The organism is Burkholderia sp. JP2-270 (assembly GCF_003233675.1).
Classification (GTDB): domain Bacteria; phylum Pseudomonadota; class Gammaproteobacteria; order Burkholderiales; family Burkholderiaceae; genus Burkholderia; species Burkholderia pyrrocinia_C.
This window is the reverse complement of record NZ_CP029825.1, coordinates 1,630,141-1,646,940: the sequence shown is the minus strand read 5'-3', so window position 1 is coordinate 1,646,940 and position 16,800 is coordinate 1,630,141. Positions and strand designations below refer to the sequence as shown.

At 67.2% G+C, this 16,800-nt stretch carries 14 protein-coding genes; 9 read left to right on the top strand and 5 right to left on the bottom strand.

Annotated features, from left to right (window positions below):
- Positions 1–160 precede the first annotated feature (160 nt).
- Complete coding sequence (locus DM992_RS25305) at positions 161–1,285, top strand: OpgC domain-containing protein (RefSeq protein WP_111019122.1); 1,125 nt, start codon at positions 161–163, stop codon at positions 1,283–1,285.
- 46 nt (positions 1,286–1,331) lie between these two features.
- On the opposite strand, the gene DM992_RS25300 is transcribed toward DM992_RS25305, so the two are convergent.
- Together DM992_RS25300 and DM992_RS25295 are read right to left on the bottom strand one after the other, a co-directional pair.
- Entirely contained in the window at positions 1,332–1,538 is a 207-nt protein-coding gene (locus DM992_RS25300; RefSeq protein WP_105390636.1) for a hypothetical protein, read from the bottom strand.
- 117 nt (positions 1,539–1,655) lie between these two features.
- Positions 1,656–3,176 carry a peptide MFS transporter gene (locus tag DM992_RS25295; protein WP_111019121.1) on the bottom strand — a complete coding sequence of 507 codons (1,521 nt, stop codon included), beginning with the start codon at positions 3,174–3,176 and terminating at the stop codon, positions 1,656–1,658.
- A gap of 498 nt (positions 3,177–3,674) precedes the next feature.
- Here DM992_RS25295 and DM992_RS25285 point away from each other — a divergent pair, with 498 nt between their 5' ends.
- The 7 genes from DM992_RS25285 (at position 3,675) to DM992_RS25255 (ending at position 11,562) form a co-directional block, all read left to right on the top strand.
- Positions 3,675–4,256 carry a cupin domain-containing protein gene (locus DM992_RS25285; RefSeq protein WP_034181602.1) on the top strand — a complete coding sequence of 194 codons (582 nt, stop codon included), beginning with the start codon at positions 3,675–3,677 and terminating at the stop codon, positions 4,254–4,256.
- Positions 4,257–4,435: 179 nt separating this feature from the next.
- Entirely contained in the window at positions 4,436–6,049 is a 1,614-nt protein-coding gene (locus DM992_RS25280) for a peptide ABC transporter substrate-binding protein (protein ID WP_034181603.1), read from the top strand.
- An 11-nt stretch (positions 6,050–6,060) separates the two neighbouring features.
- Positions 6,061–6,999: an ABC transporter permease subunit gene (locus DM992_RS25275; protein ID WP_034181604.1), complete on the top strand. Its 939-nt coding sequence runs from the start codon at positions 6,061–6,063 to the stop codon at positions 6,997–6,999.
- 13 nt (positions 7,000–7,012) lie between these two features.
- Entirely contained in the window at positions 7,013–7,915 is a 903-nt protein-coding gene (locus DM992_RS25270; protein WP_034181605.1) for an ABC transporter permease subunit, read from the top strand.
- 1 nt (position 7,916) lies between these two features.
- Entirely contained in the window at positions 7,917–8,909 is a 993-nt protein-coding gene (locus DM992_RS25265) for an ABC transporter ATP-binding protein (RefSeq protein ID WP_111019120.1), read from the top strand.
- Complete coding sequence (locus DM992_RS25260) at positions 8,906–9,925, top strand: oligopeptide/dipeptide ABC transporter ATP-binding protein (protein WP_034181607.1); 1,020 nt, start codon at positions 8,906–8,908, stop codon at positions 9,923–9,925. The genes DM992_RS25265 and DM992_RS25260 overlap by 4 nt, the downstream gene beginning before the upstream one ends.
- Before the next feature lie 164 nt (positions 9,926–10,089).
- The gene (locus DM992_RS25255) at positions 10,090–11,562 is read left to right on the top strand and encodes an OprD family porin (protein WP_111019118.1); all 1,473 of its coding nucleotides are present in this window, start codon (positions 10,090–10,092) and stop codon (positions 11,560–11,562) included.
- A 53-nt stretch (positions 11,563–11,615) separates the two neighbouring features.
- On the opposite strand, the gene DM992_RS25250 is transcribed toward DM992_RS25255, so the two are convergent.
- From DM992_RS25250 to DM992_RS25235, 3 genes are all read right to left on the bottom strand, one after another.
- A complete protein-coding gene (locus DM992_RS25250; RefSeq protein ID WP_111019117.1) occupies positions 11,616–12,611 on the bottom strand; it encodes a DedA family protein/thiosulfate sulfurtransferase GlpE in 996 nt (331 codons plus the stop codon).
- Between the two features lie 154 nt (positions 12,612–12,765).
- Complete coding sequence (locus DM992_RS25240; protein WP_072440048.1) at positions 12,766–13,035, bottom strand: hypothetical protein; 270 nt, start codon at positions 13,033–13,035, stop codon at positions 12,766–12,768.
- Positions 13,036–13,313: 278 nt separating this feature from the next.
- Positions 13,314–15,671 carry a phospholipase C, phosphocholine-specific gene (locus DM992_RS25235; protein ID WP_111019116.1) on the bottom strand — a complete coding sequence of 786 codons (2,358 nt, stop codon included), beginning with the start codon at positions 15,669–15,671 and terminating at the stop codon, positions 13,314–13,316.
- Positions 15,672–16,249: 578 nt separating this feature from the next.
- Here DM992_RS25235 and DM992_RS25230 point away from each other — a divergent pair.
- Positions 16,250–16,750, top strand: a complete 501-nt coding sequence (locus DM992_RS25230; protein ID WP_111019115.1) for a GNAT family N-acetyltransferase — start codon at positions 16,250–16,252, stop codon at positions 16,748–16,750.
- The last annotated feature ends 50 nt before the right edge of the window (positions 16,751–16,800 follow it).

The following is a 16,800-nucleotide window of genomic DNA, read 5'->3' as shown; positions in this document are numbered from 1 at the left end:
TTCCCTTCGTATGCAGCTTTCCAATGAACGGTCATGTCCGTGCCTGGCCGGCCGGGTTGGCGCGATGCGAGCATACGCGCATCGCCGCTGATCGCGCTCGCCTTCTCCTTCCCGATCCATTCCCCGGCGCCTGTCGCGCAGCCGTTGCGCAGGTGCGCTCATGTCGTTGAGCATGCCGCCTTCCGCCGCGGTCCAGCCGTCGCGCGGTGGCCGCCTGATCGAAGTCGATTTCTTCCGCGGGCTCGTGCTGTTGATGATCGTCGTCGATCACATCGGTGCAAGCGTGCTGTCGCGCGTGACGCTGCACGCGTTCGCGCTGTGCGACGCGGCCGAGGTGTTCGTCTTTCTCGGCGGCTTCGCGACCGCGAGCGCGTACGGCGCGATCGCCGAACGGCAGGGCGCGCGCGCCGCGCAGCGCCGGTTCGTGCGCCGCGCGATGCAGATCTACCGCGCGTTTCTCGCGACGTCGACGCTGATGCTCGTCGTGTCGGCCGTGCTCGATCACTACGGGATCGATGCGCCGAACCTCGCGCTCGACGACGTCAGCGTGATGCTCGCTTCGCCGCTCACGGGCCTCGCCGAATTGCTGACGTTCCAGCGCCAGCCGTATCTCGCGTCGGTGCTGCCGATGTACGTGCTGTTCGCGCTCGCGTCGCCGGTGCTCGTGCCGTTCGCACGCCGCCGTCCGTGGCTGCTGGTCGTGCTCGGCGTCGCGTCGTGGCTGGCGGCGGGCTGGCTCGGCCCCGAGCTGCTGGATACCGACGGCTTCCGCTGGAGCTTCAACCCGTTCGCATGGCAACTGATGTTCGTCGCCGGCGTGCTCGCGCGCTGCCAGCCGTTCTACCGGCGCATCGCGCTCGGGCGGTGGGGCGCCGCGGCGACCGGCGTCGCGTGCGCGGTCGTGCTCGGCTGCGCGAGCTACAAGCTGTTCTCCGGGCTGCCGCTGCCCGAAGGCGTGCTCAAGCGCGATCTCGCGCTGCCGCGCGTCGTGAGCTTCGCGGCCGTCGCGTGGCTGATGGCCGATTGCGTGCGCTACGGCTGGATCGCGCGGATCGCGCAGGGCGTGCGGCCCGTCGTCGCGATCGGCCAGCGCGGGCTGATCTGCTTCGTCGCGGGCGCGGCGATTTCGCTCGTCATCGATTCGCTGCTGCACCCGGTCGCGCACGGCGCCGATCTGCGGCACGTCGGCGTGGGCCTCGTGGCCGACGCATGCGCGCTCGGGCTGATGATGGCCGTGGCCGGTTCGGGAACGTGGATCGCGCGGTGGCGCAGTGCGGCCGCGTGAGCGGCGCGGGAAGGCGTGCGTGCGGCACGCAGCGTGCCGCGCGGCGTCAGTGAGGTGAGCCGATACGGGAGCGGGGAACGGCGGTTGCGTCGTCGGATTCGGCGTCGTCGCGATCGTCCGGCGCCGGGTCGTCGTGCTCCGCGAGTACCGCGTCGGCTTCGGCCGCGGCGCGGGCGGCGCGAATCGCGGTGCAGCGCTGAGCGTGCCGGATGTCCGACAGTATCCTCAGCAGCCGCGTGGTCTTGCTTTTCATGATCTTCTCCCGCCAGTGCGCATCGCGACGGATCGGATGCGTTTCCACCAGTGTAGGACGCGATCGCGCAACCGGCAGGGGAATGTGGCGTGCATGCCGCACGCCAAGGGATAGTACTTACTGGGCCGCGGTGACGGCCGGCGCCTGCAGCGCTTCCTCGCGACGCTCTTCCGCGCAGCGCTGATGCTGGCGCGACAGGCGGTTCATCGGCGGCAGCAGCAGCAGCGCGAGCAGCATGCCGATCGCGGCGAGCCAGCCGAGCTTCTCGAACAGCGACAGGTAGAGCGGCAGCGATTCGGTGGCCGGCAGCTCGTGCGACGGCATCTGCGCGAAGTTCGCGACGACGCTGCCGAGATACTGCGACACGCCCGTCGCGACGAAATACGCGCCCATCATGAAGCCGCTCATGCGCGCCGGCACGTAGCGGGCGATCATCGCGAGGCCGAGGCCGCTCACCAGCAGTTCGCCGAGCGAGTAGAGGCCGTAGCCCCACACCATGAACCACGACGATACGCGGCCGTCGACCGCGTAGCGGCCGCTGATCGTGAACACCAGGTAGCCCGCGGCGACCGCGCCGAAGCCGAGCGCGTACTTCGCGGCGACCGGCAGGTCGCGGCCGCCCTTCGCGACGGCGTTGTAGACCCACACGAGCACCGGGCTCAGCAGCATGATCCAGATCGGGTTCAGCGCCTGGAACTGCGCGGCGCTCCACGTGAACAGCGTCGTGCCGAACAGGATGAAGCGCGGATCGACGTTGCGCAGCGCGAACAGCGTCAGCGACGTCGACATCTGCACGTAGAAGATGAAGAACAGGATCACCTGGCCGATCAGCACGAGCGCCGCGATCAGGCCCGCGCGCTCCGAGCGCTCCGACTTCGCGATCATGTACGCGAAGATCGCCAGGATCGCGAACGCTGCCGTCCACACGCTGGCGACCGCGAGCTGCTTGTGCTGCAGCACGTACAGCGTGACCAGCGCGAGCGCGACGCCGCCTGCCGCGACCGCGCCGAGGCGCTTCCAGCGGATCGGCTGTTCGTCCGGCTGCGAGCCGACATGCGCGAGCGTGCGGTGCATCAGCATGAAGTTGAGGATCGCGAGCAGCATGCCGCCGCAGCAGACCGCGAACGCGGCGTGCCAGCCCCAGTGATCCTTGATCCACGGCGTCGCGAGCATCGACACCGTCGAGCCGATATTGACCGCCATGTAGTAGATCGTGAACGCGCTGTCGATGCGCGCATCGTCGCCTTCATAGACGCGGCGCACGAGGTTCGCCGCGTTGGCCTTGAACAGGCCGTTGCCGACGACGATCACGCCGAGCGACGCGTACATGTACGTCAGGTGGTCGTTCGGTACCGCGAGCATCAGGTAGCCGGCGCACAGCACGGCCGCGCCGATGATCATCGTGCGGCGGGCGCCGAGCACCTTGTCGCCGATCCAGCCGCCGATCGACGGTGCCGCATAGACGAGCGCGGTGAACGCACCCCAGGTCAGGTTCGCATGGCTGTCGGTGAAACCGAGCCGGTCGACCATGAAGAGGACCAGGAGCGCGGCCATGCCGTAGTAGCCGAAGCGCTCCCACATTTCGATGAGGAAGACCGTCGTAAACGATCGGGTTTGTGAAACAGGTGAATGCATCATCAATCTCGGTTGAAACGGACGGCACGGATCACGCGTCGTCTTGGGTCTAACTGGCGCCAGTGCACAATGGGCCGGGTAGGCCTGGCATCGGCGATGGAACAGTCGGGCGGTTAGCCCGGGCCGGGGGCGAACACCGCCCGATGAGGCGGGGAACGACCCCGACCGGCGCGCGAGTGGTAACGTTCGCCGGTCCGGTGCGTCCGGTATGCGCCACTTAGGGAAACTCCCGATATGGCAGCAACTTTCAGGAAGATTCGTCTCATCATCTATTTGTAAACTTCTCGGCCGGCCCTCCGAAGATTCCCGGAGAGCCGCTTGCAGCTTGCCTGTGAAGCCGGCGAGTCTGGCAAGATAGCGCGTCGTTTCGCACGCTTCGTGCCCTGTTTAGTGCACCGGGCTCAACACCGAAGTCGTGCGCGAACCTGAAGACTAAGCTATATCGATCTAACTTAGTTATTTTCCATCAAACATTTTTTGACGATCACTTTTCGGCCTGCTATGGTTCCCCCCACTGAAAACTCGCGGTCAGCAGACGCTGCCGCCGTACTGGGCAGCAAGATTCGCGCGTTGCGCCAACGACTCAAGCGCACGCTCGACGACACCGCTACCGCCGCGGGGATTTCGAAGCCGTTTCTGTCTCAAGTCGAGCGCGGGCTCGCGTCGCCGTCACTGACGTCGCTGGCCGGTATCGCGCACGCGCTCGGTGTGACGGTGCAGTACTTCGTGGATACGCCGAGCGAGGAACGCTCGGTCTGCCGAGGCGAGCAGTTGCGCTTCTTCGGGTTTGCCGATTCGGCGAACCTGTTCGCGCGGCTGACGAACGTATCCGAAGGGCGACAGCTCGAGGCGATCCTCGTCAGGTTGCCGCCGGGGCAGAAGCGGTCTGAGGTGACGACGCACGCAGGAGAAGAGTTCCTGTATGTGATTGAAGGGGAAGTGTCTCTGACGCTGGAAGGCAAGACGTTCGTCCTGCAGGCCGGCGACAGTTCGCACTACCAGTCGACGGTCCCGCACAGCTGGGTCAACACCGCGAAGATCGAGTCGGTGGTGGTCTGGGTCGGTACGCCGAGGCTGTTCTAACGCACAGGTATTCCTTCGTTTCCAAGACGGAATGCCTGTCGAAAGAAACGTAAGGAATACTAAGATGAAATACGGGAATCACGGGCCTCCTCGATCGCTGCACCCGTCAGCGTCTCACGCGTAATCCGCGGCATTCGCCGCGCGACGCTCACCGAACCTACTTTCTCAAGACTGCCACGATGAAATCCTTGCATGCCATGTCGGCCGTGCTGGCCGCGCTCGCCCTGACGACGCCCGTCGCCCACGCCGTTACCGTTCCGTCGAACGTCGCGCTCGCTCCTCAGCAGGACCTGACGCGACAGGTGCCCGCCGAAGTCGAGTCGCTCGACCCCGCGCACATCGAATCGTGGACCGGCAACACGATCGGCCTCGACCTGTTCGAAGGGCTCGCCCGCATCGATGCGGCCGGCCAGGTCGTGCCGGGCGTCGCGCTGTCGTGGGAGCGCAAGACGCCGCAGACGTGGATCTTCAAGCTTCGCCACGACGCGAAGTGGAGCAACGGCCAGCCGGTGACGGCCGCCGATTTCGTCTATGCGTGGCAGCGCCTCGTCGATCCGAAGACGGGCTCGAAATACACGATCCTCGTCGAGTTCGTGAAGAACTCGAAGGACATCATCGCCGGCAAGGCCGCGCCGTCGACGCTCGGCGTGCGCGCCGTCGACCCGTACACGCTCGAGGTGACGACCGACGTGCCCGTCGCGTTCTTCCCGGAGCTGACCGCGATGGTGCCGCTCGCGCCGGTGAACAAGGACACGGTGACGAAGCTCGGCGACGCGTGGACGCGCCCGGGCAACATCGTCAGCAACGGCCCGTTCCAGCTGGTCGACTGGCAGCCGAACAACCGCATCGTGATCACGAAGGACGCGAAATACTGGAACGCGCCGAAGGTCGTGATCAACAAGGTCACGTACCTGCCGATCGAAAGCGACGAGACCGCGATGCGCATGTATCAGGCCGGCCAGATCGACTACAGCTACTCGATCCCGTCGGGCATCTTCCAGCAGGTCAGCAAGCAGTTCGGCGGCGAACTGCGCCCGGGCCTGCAGCTCGCAACGTACTACTACTACCTGAACAACAGCGATGCCGCGCTGAAGGACAAGCGCGTGCGCCAGGCGCTGTCGATGGTGATCGATCGCGACGTGCTTACGTCGAAGCTCACGCAGGCCGGCGAGAAGCCGATGTACGGGCTGATGCCGAACGGCACGAAGGGCGTGCAGCCGTTCACGCCGGAATGGGCGTCGTGGCCGATGGCCAAGCGCGTCGAGACCGCGAAGAACCTGCTGAAGCAGGCCGGCTACTCGGACGCGAAGCCGCTGTCGTTCACGCTGACGTACAACACCAACGACCTGCACAAGAAGGTCGCGCTGTTCACCGCGTCGGAATGGCGCACGAAGCTCGGCGTCAACACGAAGCTCGAGAACGTCGAGTTCAAGGTGCTGATGAAGGAGCGGCATGACGGCAAGGTGCAGATCGCGCGCGACGGCTGGTTCGCCGACTACAACGACGCGATGACCTTCTTCGACCTGATCCGCTGTGGCAGCTCGCAGAACACCGTCGGCTACTGCAACAAGCAGGCCGACACGCTTGTCGACGAAGGCAACCAGAAGCTCGACGACAAGGCGCGCGCCGCGCTGCTCACGCAGGCACACGATGCGGCAATGAACGACACGCCGATGGTGCCGCTGTTCCAGTACTCGGCCGACCGGCTCGTCAAGCCGTACGTAGGCGGCTATTCGCTGAAGAACGTGATCGACATGCGTGCTTCGCAGGACATGTACCTGATCAAGCACTGAGCGGAGCGATCATGCTGGCCTACGCTTTGAGGCGCACGTTGTGGGCGGTGCCGACGATCCTTGCGGTCATCACCGTCTGCTACCTGCTGCTGCATTTCACGCCCGGCGGCCCGTTCGATACGGAGAAGCAGCTGTCCGCCGCGACGCTCGCGAACCTGAACGCGAAGTACCACCTCGACGAGCCGCTGTGGAAGCAGTACCTGCTGTATCTCGGCTCGCTGCTGCACGGCGATCTCGGCCCGTCGTTCCGCTACGTCGACTGGTCGGTGAACGATCTCGTGAAGAAGGCGCTGCCCGTGAGCCTCGGCGTGGGCGGCGTGTCGATCCCGCTCTCGATCGTGTTCGGCGTGCTGCTCGGCACCGTCGCGGCCGTGCGCCGCGACAGCTTCATCGACCGCTTCGTGATGCTGATCGGCAACTTCGGCAACGTCGTGCCGCCGTTCGTGCTCGGCCCCGTGCTCGTGTGGATCTTCGCGATCCTGCTGAAGACGTCGGCCGGCAACGGCTGGCTGCCGGCGGGCGGCTGGGGCGACGGCGGCTGGCAGTACCGGCTGCTGCCGATCGTGCTGCTGACCTTCATCAACGTGTCGCTGCTCGCGCGCGTGATGCGCGGCTCGATGATCGAGACGCTGTCGAGCAACTTCATCCGCACCGCGCGCGCGAAGGGCCTGCCGGGCTCGACGATCGTGCTGCGCCACGCGCTGAAGCCCGCGCTGATGCCGGTCGTGTCGCTGTTCGGCACGGTCTGCATCACGTCGATCACGGCGGCCGTCGTCACCGAATCGGTGTTCGCGCTGCCGGGGCTCGGGCAGCTCGTCGTGAACGGTGCGATCAACCGCGACTACACGCTGGTGCTGGGCCTCGTCGTGCTGACGACCGTCTGCGCGGTGCTGTTCAACCTGCTGGTCGACCTCGCGTACGCGTGGCTCGATCCGCGCATCCGTTATTGAGCGAGGCACTGCGATGACTCCGACTACTCCCGTCGTCGGCCTGCCCGTGCAGACCGACTCGCCGCCGCGTTCGCGCTCGCCGCTCGCGCTCGCGATGGCGCGCTTCCTTCACAACCGCGCGGCCGTGTTCAGCCTCGTGCTGCTCGCGCTGGTCACGCTCGCGTGCTTCGTCGGCCCGTGGCTGCTCGCGGCCGATCCCGCCGCGAGCGACTGGGGCTCGATCAGCCTGCCGCCGACCTGGGCGAACCAGCACTGGTTCGGCACCGACGAGCTCGGCCGCGACCTGCTCGTGCGCACGCTGATCGGCGGCCGCGTGTCGATCGAGGTCGGCCTGCTCGGCACGCTCGTGTCGGGCCTGTTCGGCGTCGCGTGGGGCGCGACCGCGGGCTTCGCGGGCGGCCGCGTCGACTCCGTGATGATGCGCATCGTCGACATGATGTACGCGATCCCGTACCTGCTGATCGCGATCCTGATGATGACCCTGTTCGGCCGCTCGTTCATGCTGGTCGTGCTGACCATCAGCGCGTTCTCGTGGATCGACATGGCGCGCGTCGTGCGCGGCCAGACGCTGTCGCTGCGCAACCGCGAATTCGTCGATGCGGCGCGCGCGATCGGCGTGACTCCGGCGTCGATCGTGCGGCGCCACGTCGTGCCGAACCTGCTTGGCGTCGTCGTTGTGTACGCAACTGTTTCGGTACCGAACATCGTGCTGACCGAATCGGTGCTGTCGTTCCTCGGCCTCGGCGTGCAGGAACCGATGACGAGCTGGGGCGTGCTGATCCAGGACGGAGCGCAGAAACTGGAATCGATGCCATGGCTGCTGCTGGCCCCGGCCGTCATGCTGTGCGTGACGCTCTACTGCGTGAACTTCGTTGGCGACGGCCTGCGTGACGCGCTCGACCCGAAGGATCGCTGAAATGGTTGCATTACTCGAAGTCGATAACCTCGGCGTGCGCTTCACGCGCAAGGACGCGCCGCCGATCGACGCCGTGAGCGGCGTGTCGTTTTCGCTCGAGGCCGGCAAGACGCTCGGCATCGTCGGCGAATCGGGCTCCGGCAAAAGCCAGACCGTGATGGCGCTGCTCGGCCTGCTGGCCGGCAACGGCACGACGACCGGCACCGCGCGCTACCGCGGCGACAACCTGCTCGAGATGGATACGCGCGCGCTGAACGCGGTGCGCGGCGACCGGATCGCGATGATCTTCCAGGATCCGATGACGTCGCTCAATCCGTTCCTGACGATCGAGCGGCAGATGACCGAGACGCTGCAGCTGCATCGCAAGCTGTCGCGCAAGGAGGCGACCAAGCGCGCGATCGAGGCGCTCGAATCGGTGCGCATTCCCGACGCGGCGCGGCGCATCCGCATGTATCCGCACGAGTTCTCGGGCGGCATGCGCCAGCGCGTGATGATCGCGATGGCGCTGTTGTCCGAGCCGGAAATCCTGATCGCCGACGAGCCGACCACCGCGCTCGACGTGACCGTGCAGGCGCAGATCATCGACCTGCTGCGCGAACTGAACCGCGAGCGCGGCACCGCGATCGTGCTGATCACGCACGACATGGGCGTGGTCGCCGGCCTCGCGGACGACGTGATGGTCATGTATGCGGGCCGCACCGTCGAATACGCGCCGGCCGATTCGATCTTCGCGGCGCCGTCGCATCCTTATACGATCGGCCTGCTCAACGCGCTGCCGCGCCTGACCGATGCCGACGATGCGCCGCTCGTCGCGATTCCCGGCAATCCGCCGATGCCCGGCACCGCGCCGGCCGGCTGCGCGTTCGCGAAGCGCTGCACGTATGCGGAAGAACGCTGCGGCGCAGCGCGCCCCGCGCTCGAAACTTATGGCGCCGTGGGTGCGGTGCGCGCGTGCCACCGCCCGGTGGCCGATCTGGCGGGAGGTCTGCGATGAGCGTCAATGAAAGCCGCAATGGCGGCGCGACGGACGACACGCTGCTGTCCGTCGACGATCTGAAGGTGCATTTCCGCGTGCCGCTCGGCGGCTATCCGTGGTCGCCGAAGGGCACGCTGCGCGCGGTCGACGGCGTGTCGTTCGACGTGAAGCGCGGCGAGACGGTCGGGCTCGTCGGCGAATCGGGCTGCGGGAAGTCGACGCTCGCGCGCGCGCTGATCGGCCTCGTGCCGATGACGGCCGGCACCGTGAAATGGCGCGGCGAAGCCGTCGTGCCCGATCACCTGCGCGGCACCGCGATGCGGCGCGAAGTGCAGATGATCTTCCAGGATCCGCTCGCATCGCTCGATCCGCGCATGACGATCGAGCAGGTCGTCGCCGAGCCGCTCGTCACGCACCACGCCGGCCTCGGCCGCACCGAGGTGCGCCGCCGCGTGGTCACGATGCTCGAACGCGTCGGCCTGAACGCGCATCACCTGCTGCGTTATCCGCATGAATTCTCCGGCGGGCAGTGCCAGCGTGTCGGCATCGCACGCGCGCTGATCGGCGAGCCGAAGCTGGTGATCTGCGACGAACCCGTGTCGGCGCTCGACGTGTCGATCCAGGCACAGATCGTGAACCTGCTGCGCGACCTGCAGCGCGAACTGTCGTTGTCCTATCTGTTCGTTGCACACGATCTCGCCGTGGTGAAGGCGATCAGCCGGCGTGTGCTCGTGATGTATCTCGGCCGCGTGATGGAGTTCGGCACGCGGCATGACGTGTACGGCGTGCCGCAGCACCCGTACACGAAGGCGCTGCTCGATGCGGCGCCGACGCCGGAGCCGGCGCGCGAGCGTGCTCGCCGTCCGATGCTGCTGGCGGGCGAGATGCCCTCGCCGCTCAACCCGCCGTCGGGCTGCGCGTTCCGCACGCGCTGCCCGGTCGCGATCGACGCGTGCGCGCAGGACGTGCCGCTGCCGGAAGTGCGGCAGGGGTCGGCGGCGCGTGTCGCGTGCATCCGCGCGGGCGCGGCGTGATTTGAAGTAACGCAACCAATAAAACCAGGCAGGTCAACAGGGGTAGGTACGGCGCGAACGATCTTCGCGTCGCGGGTACAGGCGCGTCCTTAGCCGGGCACGCCGGGGGGCCGGGAGCGGATCGCAACCGGCGTGGACGATATCAACACAAGACGAGAATCACGATGAAAAAACAGAAGACGATCGGGACGGCATCGAAGATGCTGCTTGCATGGGGACTGCCGGCACTCGCCGGCGTCTCGCTGACGGGCGTCGCGCACGCCGACGACGCAGCCCCCGCGCCGCTGACGGTCGCGCAGGCCGCGCCGGCCGCCGGCACGGGCACGGCCGTTGCGCAGGCAACGACCCCGAACGCCGTTATCAACGCCGAGGCAACCCAGGCCGTCACGCCGCCCGACGAACCGTCGGCCCAGTCGAAGTCGAAGGGCTTCATCGCCGACAGTCATCTCGACTTCCTGTTCCGCAACTATGCGGACGTGCTCGACAACAAGGGCGGGCCGCATCGCCACGCGTGGGTCCAGGGCGCGATGGCGAACTTCGAGTCGGGTTATACGACGGGCCTGATCGGTATCGGCTTCGACGCGTCGCTGTATGCGGCACTGAAGCTCGATGGCGGCCAGGGCGCCGGCAGCATGGTGCACATCGCGAAGGGCGGCGGCGGCAGCAACCAGCTCGCGTGGGCCTACCCGGGCATCTACGACATCAAGGCACGCATCTCGAACACGGTGGTCAAGTACGGTCTGCAGGCCGTCGACAACCCGTTCATGGAGCAGCACGACAACCGTGCGCTGCCGCCGACGTTCCTCGGTGCGACGATCGTCAGCAATGAATTCAAGAACGTGATGCTCGAGGCCGGCAGCTTCACGAAGACCGACGCACGCGGTCATACGACGCTCACCAACCTGACGACGCAATACGGCGGCACGCGCGTCAATCGCCTGTCGTATGTCGGCGGCACGTGGGATTACTCGCCGAACGGCGAAGTCGCGCTGTACGCGAACCAGGCCGACGACGTGTGGCACCAGTACTACGCGTCGGTGAAGCACAGCATCGGCAGCCCGCAGACGATCAAGTGGACGGGCTTCGGCAACGTCTATTCGACGCACGACACGGGCGATGCGCTGCAGGGCAAGATCGACAACAACGCATACAGCCTGTCGGTGGCCGCGCAGCACGGCCCGCACGAGCTGCTGCTCGGCTTCCAGCAGGTGCTCGGCGACCAGTTCTTCGACTATCTGAACGAAACGAACGGCATCTTCCTGACCAACTCGATGGACGTCGACTACAACGCGCCGCACGAAAAGTCGCTGCAGCTGCGTTACACGTTCTACGGCAAGGAAGCGGGCCTGCCGGGCTTCAAGGCGATGGTCTGGGGCGTGACGGGCTGGGGTGCGGACGGCAGTGCGGGCGCGGCGAACGACCCGACCAAGTCGAGCATCTACTGGAGCAACGGCGCGCCGGTGCAGGGCCGTCACCACGAGTTCGGCTTCATCCCGTCGTATACGTTCCAGAGCGGCAAGCTGAAGGACACGAAGGTCACGTTCATCGCGATGTGGCACAACGGCTCGGCGCACTACTCGGATGCAACCAACACCGAGTACCGTCTGGTCGTGAACCTGCCGCTGCACGCGTTCTGATCGAAGGGGGCGCACGGCCCCCGCATCGCGCGGCCGGCCTGCGATCAGGGCGATCAGGCCGGCTTGTGCAACCCCGCGACCGGATCGTTCGCGGCGGGCATCTCTTCCGCGAGCGACGTGAGCTGGCGGCCCGTATCGCGCCACGCGTCGAGGCCGCCGCGCAGCGCGAGCGCATCGGTGAAGCCTGCGTCGAGCAGGCGCTTCGCCATCAGCGCGGCCGTCACTTCGTTCGGACACGAGCAGAACACGACGAACTTCTGCGTGAGCGGATAGCGCGCGGCGATGTCGCCGATCTGCCGCTCGTCGGCGAACTGCGCACCGGGAATCGTGAACGGATCGAGCTTGCGGTGCTCGGGCGAGCGCACGTCGAGCACCACCGGCGCGGTGGCGTCGCGCAGCAGCAGGTCGAGTTCGTCGACGCCGATCCGTGCGTTCGCGAGCTGGCGGATCAGCGCGCGGCGGCGCATCCAGCGCACGGCCGCATAGATCGCCAGCAGCGCGACGATGACCAGCAGCACCGCGCGGCCGAGGTGGCTCGCGCCGGCGAACAGCCAGTCGATCTGCCGGTAGAACACGATTCCGGCCACCAGCCCGACGATCGTCCACAGCGCGGCGCCGAGCGCGTCGTAGCCGGCGAACGTGCGATAGCGCGTGCCGAGTGCGCCGGCCATCGGTACCGACACGAGCGACAGCCCGGGAATGAAGCGCGCGACGGCGAGCACGCGCACGCCGTAGCGTCCGAAGAAGCGCTCGGTCTTTCGCACGCAGGTATCGCGCGACAGCGACAGCCGGCAGATCGTCTTCAGCGTCGTGCCGCCGTATCGCCGTCCGGCGACGTACCAGACGGTGTCGCCGACCAGCGCGCCGAGTACCGACAGCGCGACCACCGTCACGAGCTGCGAGCCGATCATCGCCGGATGCATCGCGGACATCGCGCCGAACAGCACGAGCGTCGGCATCGCGGGCACCGGCAGGCCGATCGCCGCCGCGAGCACGTTGGCGAACACGAGAAGCGGCCCGTACTGGGCGACGAGGTCACGAAGGAGCATGACGGCTGGCCGAAAAGGAAATGCGTGGGCAGGAAACGCAGATGGGCCGATTATCGGCCATTTTCAAGACAGCGGCGGGAATGACGCAAAGCGCCTGACGGCGGCAGGGGAATGCCGGTGAGCCGGCGCGTTGCGCGCGGCTCACCGTGCGAAATCAGGAGGGAGTGCGGGCGAGCGACGCAGCGCCGTGGTTTTCGCCGGGCAGCTCGGCACCGTGCGAGCGGATCGCCGCGATCAGTTCGGCCGGCGTGATCTCGTAGCGGACCTCGCGGTGTATGCCGGGCTTGCGTTCGTCGATCTCGATCAGCAGCACGCTCTTGCCGTCGCCGGTTGCTTCGAGCCGAAGCGAACGCAGTTGGCGACCATCGGCCGCGTCGTGTTCGGTGAGCAGGGTCATTGCCCCGGATGAGCCGGTTGTGCGCATCGAACCTATCCTCGTGTCGTGGGTGCCGTAACGGCGAAGATGTGTTTGTTGAATACAGCTTGTCGCAGTTTAACGCGAACGGGCCGCAATACGGAGCATTTTCGTTGAGGCGAAATGAGGGTTGTACCGCACATCCTTCTGATGTTTGAGCCGCGCCAGGCGGGCGTTTCAGCCGGATCGCGCGCGGCCGGGGCCGGCACCTGACCGGCGTTCTCGGCCGCGCTGGCGCGGGCGGCGACACGCGGTGCAACACGCGTCGCCGCGTCGCCGTGGCAGCGTCAGAAGCGGTCGGGCAGCCCCATCGCCGGGTCGCTGACCGAGTGGCGGCCCGTTTCGACGCGGCCGGCCACCCGGCGCGAGAAGCTCGCATCGCTGTCGGCGGTGACGATGAAGTCGTACCAGTGGCCGGTCGAGTCGAGCTTCCAGTGCAGCTCGGACTGGTCGCCGGCGTGCACCGTGACGGTCCACGTGGTGCCCGTGCCGTTGCCATTGCCGTAATAGTGACCCTGGTTGTTGCCGTCCTCGTTGCCGTGGCCATGACCGCGATCGTCGTTCGCGCCGCGGCCGGGCAGCGGCCCGTAGACCTGGTTCGACTTCACCGTGAAGCGCACCGTGCCGCCGCCGTCGTTGCGCAGCCGCAAGTGGAGGTTGCCGCTCGCGCCCGCATAACCGACGCGGACTTCCGGACGAGGCGCGCGGGTACCGGCCAGACGGCTCAGGTCGCCGGTGAAGCGGCGGTGATAGCCGTTCGGGCCGAGCACCCACAGGTCATATTTGCCGCCGTTGTCGGCGCGCGCGGCCCAGTCGCCGTGCAGTGTCTTGCCCGGCTCGACGACGTAGCGCCGCGGCAGGCGGTCGAGGTGCAGCTTGTCATAGACGTGAAACACGGCGGCGGCGCGTCCCGTGTTCGCGAACTTCAGCGTGACCGTACCGGTGCCGGCATCGGTGCGCGCGCTCGCATGCAGCTCGTACGGCAACGCGCGCGACGGGCGCACGCCGGTGGCCTGCGCGGGCAGCGCCGGCGCGGCCGGCGGCGCGATCTTCGGCGCGGCCTGCTGCGCGGCGCTCAGCGCGTCGACCTGGCTTTTCGTCGTATGGCCCGCGAGCGTCGGCAGCGGCTCGTTGTTCGGCGAGCGGAAGTTGAACGCGCTCGTCAGGTCGCCGCACACGGCGCGGCGATACGCGCTGATCTGCGGTTCGGCGACACCGAAGCGCTTCTCGAGGAAGAGCAGCGTCGACGTATGGTCGAACACCTGCGAATTGACCCAGCCGCCGCGGCTCCACGGCGACACGACCCACATCGGCACGCGCGGGCCCGGGCCGTACGGGCGGCCGTCCGCCGCCGGCTGGCTCGACGTGGCCGGCGTGAAGTCGTGATACTCGACGGCGACGTCGGCGTCCCGCAGCGTGTGGCCGCCCGCGAGCGTGCCGTCGGCGTTGCGTGACGGCACGGCCGGCGACGGCATGTGGTCGAAGAAGCCGTCGTTCTCGTCGTAGTTGACCAGCAGCACCGTCTTGCTCCACACCTCCGGGTTCGCCGTCAGCGCATCGAGCACGGCCTGCACGTACCAGCCGCCCTGCGCGGGGCTCGACGGCCCCGGGTGTTCGCTGTACACGGACGGCGGGATGATCCACGACACTTCCGGCAGCTTGCCGTTGCGGATGTCGTCGCGCAACGATTCGAGAAAGCCGTACGGCATCGTGTTGCCGAAGCCCTTCGCGAGCGGGCTCAACGGATCGTCGATCGCCGGATCGTAGAACGCGCCGGCCGCCGTCACGGGCTGCGTGATGTCCGTCGACGCGACGTACGCGGGCCGGCGCGCGGCCGGCATCTGCTCGATCGCCGCACGCCAGTGGCGGAAGCTCATCATCTCGTTGCAGCCGAAATTGTCGATCAGGCTCTGGTAGACCTTCCAGTTCACGCCGGCCTGCTGCAGCCGGTCGGCATAGGTCGTCCAGGTCCAGCCCTGGCTCGACGGGCCGATGTCGTTGCCGCCGTTGAACTGGTTGTTCAGCGCGGCGATCTTCACGCGGCTGCCGTCGGCCGGGCTGATGCCGTTCGGGCCGTTGGTGCCGCTCCAGTAGAACAGGCGGTTCGCGATCGTGCCGGTGTGCATCCCGCAGTGGTAGTGGTCGCACAGCGTGAACGCATCGGCGAGCGCGCGCTGGAACGGTACTTCCGCCGCGTCGTAATAGCCCATCGACAGCGGCGTTTTCGCGTCGGGCCAGCGGTTCATCCGGCCGTGATCCCATGCGGCCTGCGCATCGGCCCACGCGTGCGGCGTACCGCCCGCGCGCTGCGCGTTGCCCTGGCTCGCGTCGAGGTGATACGGCGTGCAGGTCGTGGCGGGCGTCGCCTTCGTGTACGTCTGGTAGAACACGTCGCGGCCGTTCGGCGACGGCACCGCGAAGCGGTCGCCGTAGCCGCGCACGCCCTTGAACGTGCCGAAGTAGCTGTCGAACGCGCGGTTCTCCATCATCAGCAGCACGACGTGCTTGACGTCCTTGATGGTCCCTGTTTCGTGAAACGCGGGAATGGCGAGGGCGCGGCGGATGCTCGGCGGAAACGCGGACAGCGCGGCGGCGGCGAGGCCGGAAGTGGCGGTCTGCTGAAGGAATTTGCGGCGTGACGTCATGGCGTTCGGATCCTGTGATGGTGGGAGCGTTCGTGACTTCGTCTGGATGCACTCGTGCGTCGTCCCCCCAGGACGATCCGCGATGCGTGTGCGTTCGAGTGTGTCGGCCGCGCGTGGCGGATCTGCGCGCATCGCGCGACGTGTGGGTCGAGCGGATGCATCCGCCGTCGTCGCGGTCCTGCGCGCCGCGCGCTCGTGATGCGCGGGCAGGACGTCGGCATACACCGGCCCGGCGCATGCCGGGCTGGGCGGCTCCCAGTCTAGGGAGCCGACATGACGTCGACGTGATGAAGAAATGACATCGCATGTCGTGCGCATGACGTTGTGTGCGCAACAATCATTTCGGGTGCGATGCGTGACGGAAGCGGGTAAGGAATTACCGATCGCCGCATGCGGAATCGGGCATATTTTTCCGAACCGCGGCCTGCGGCGTGATCGTGTGTCGTTGCAGATACAACGGCATCGCGCGACGACGTGTCGCCCATGTTTCAAATGCATGAAATCGGCTAAGCTCGAAACGTCGCTGCGCGTGTGCGCAGTCCGCGCCGCCGGCGCGACTTTCCAGAACCGGCCCACCCATGACCGACATCAAGATCCGGCACAGCGAGACGCACGACGTCGACGCGATCCGGCAGATCGCCGCCCATCCCGCGGTGTACATGAATACGTTGCAGCATCCGTTTCCGTCGCTCGAGAAATGGCAGCAGCGGCTCGAAAACGCGCGCGAGCGCGGCGTGAGCCTCGTCGCTGAAATCGACGGTGCGGTGGTCGGCCATCTCGGCCTGCATCCCGAGCCGAATCCGCGCCGGCGCCATGCGGCGGGGCTCGGCATGATGGTCGACGGGGCCCGTCACCGGCGCGGCGTCGGCGGCCGGCTGCTCGCGGCCGCGATCGATCTCGCGGAAAACTGGCTGAACATCACGCGTCTCGAGTTGACCGTGTTCACCGACAACCGCGCGGCGATCGCGCTCTACGAGAAGCACGGTTTCCGGATCGAAGGCGAATCGCCGGGTTATGCATTGCGCGACGGCGTGCATGCGTCCGTGTATCACATGGCGCGGATCAAGGGCCGGCGGTGAACGGGCGGCCGGCGCGGGCGTGACGGAACGCGCGGCCACGGTGCCGCGCG

Excerpts from the sequence above, each read along its gene's own strand:
- DM992_RS25305 (WP_111019122.1), top strand. The coding sequence starts at position 161 with ATGTCGTTGAGCATGCCGCCTTCCGCCGCGGTCCAGCCGTCGCGCGGT.
- DM992_RS25300 (WP_105390636.1), bottom strand. The coding sequence starts at position 1,538 with ATGAAAAGCAAGACCACGCGGCTGCTGAGGATACTGTCGGACATCCGG.
- DM992_RS25295 (WP_111019121.1), bottom strand. The coding sequence starts at position 3,176 with ATGATGCATTCACCTGTTTCACAAACCCGATCGTTTACGACGGTCTTC.
- DM992_RS25285 (WP_034181602.1), top strand. The coding sequence starts at position 3,675 with ATGGTTCCCCCCACTGAAAACTCGCGGTCAGCAGACGCTGCCGCCGTA.
- DM992_RS25280 (WP_034181603.1), top strand. The coding sequence starts at position 4,436 with ATGAAATCCTTGCATGCCATGTCGGCCGTGCTGGCCGCGCTCGCCCTG.
- DM992_RS25275 (WP_034181604.1), top strand. The coding sequence starts at position 6,061 with ATGCTGGCCTACGCTTTGAGGCGCACGTTGTGGGCGGTGCCGACGATC.
- DM992_RS25270 (WP_034181605.1), top strand. The coding sequence starts at position 7,013 with ATGACTCCGACTACTCCCGTCGTCGGCCTGCCCGTGCAGACCGACTCG.
- DM992_RS25265 (WP_111019120.1), top strand. The coding sequence starts at position 7,917 with ATGGTTGCATTACTCGAAGTCGATAACCTCGGCGTGCGCTTCACGCGC.
- DM992_RS25260 (WP_034181607.1), top strand. The coding sequence starts at position 8,906 with ATGAGCGTCAATGAAAGCCGCAATGGCGGCGCGACGGACGACACGCTG.
- DM992_RS25255 (WP_111019118.1), top strand. The coding sequence starts at position 10,090 with ATGAAAAAACAGAAGACGATCGGGACGGCATCGAAGATGCTGCTTGCA.
- DM992_RS25250 (WP_111019117.1), bottom strand. The coding sequence starts at position 12,611 with ATGCTCCTTCGTGACCTCGTCGCCCAGTACGGGCCGCTTCTCGTGTTC.
- DM992_RS25240 (WP_072440048.1), bottom strand. The coding sequence starts at position 13,035 with ATGCGCACAACCGGCTCATCCGGGGCAATGACCCTGCTCACCGAACAC.
- DM992_RS25235 (WP_111019116.1), bottom strand. The coding sequence starts at position 15,671 with ATGACGTCACGCCGCAAATTCCTTCAGCAGACCGCCACTTCCGGCCTC.
- DM992_RS25230 (WP_111019115.1), top strand. The coding sequence starts at position 16,250 with ATGACCGACATCAAGATCCGGCACAGCGAGACGCACGACGTCGACGCG.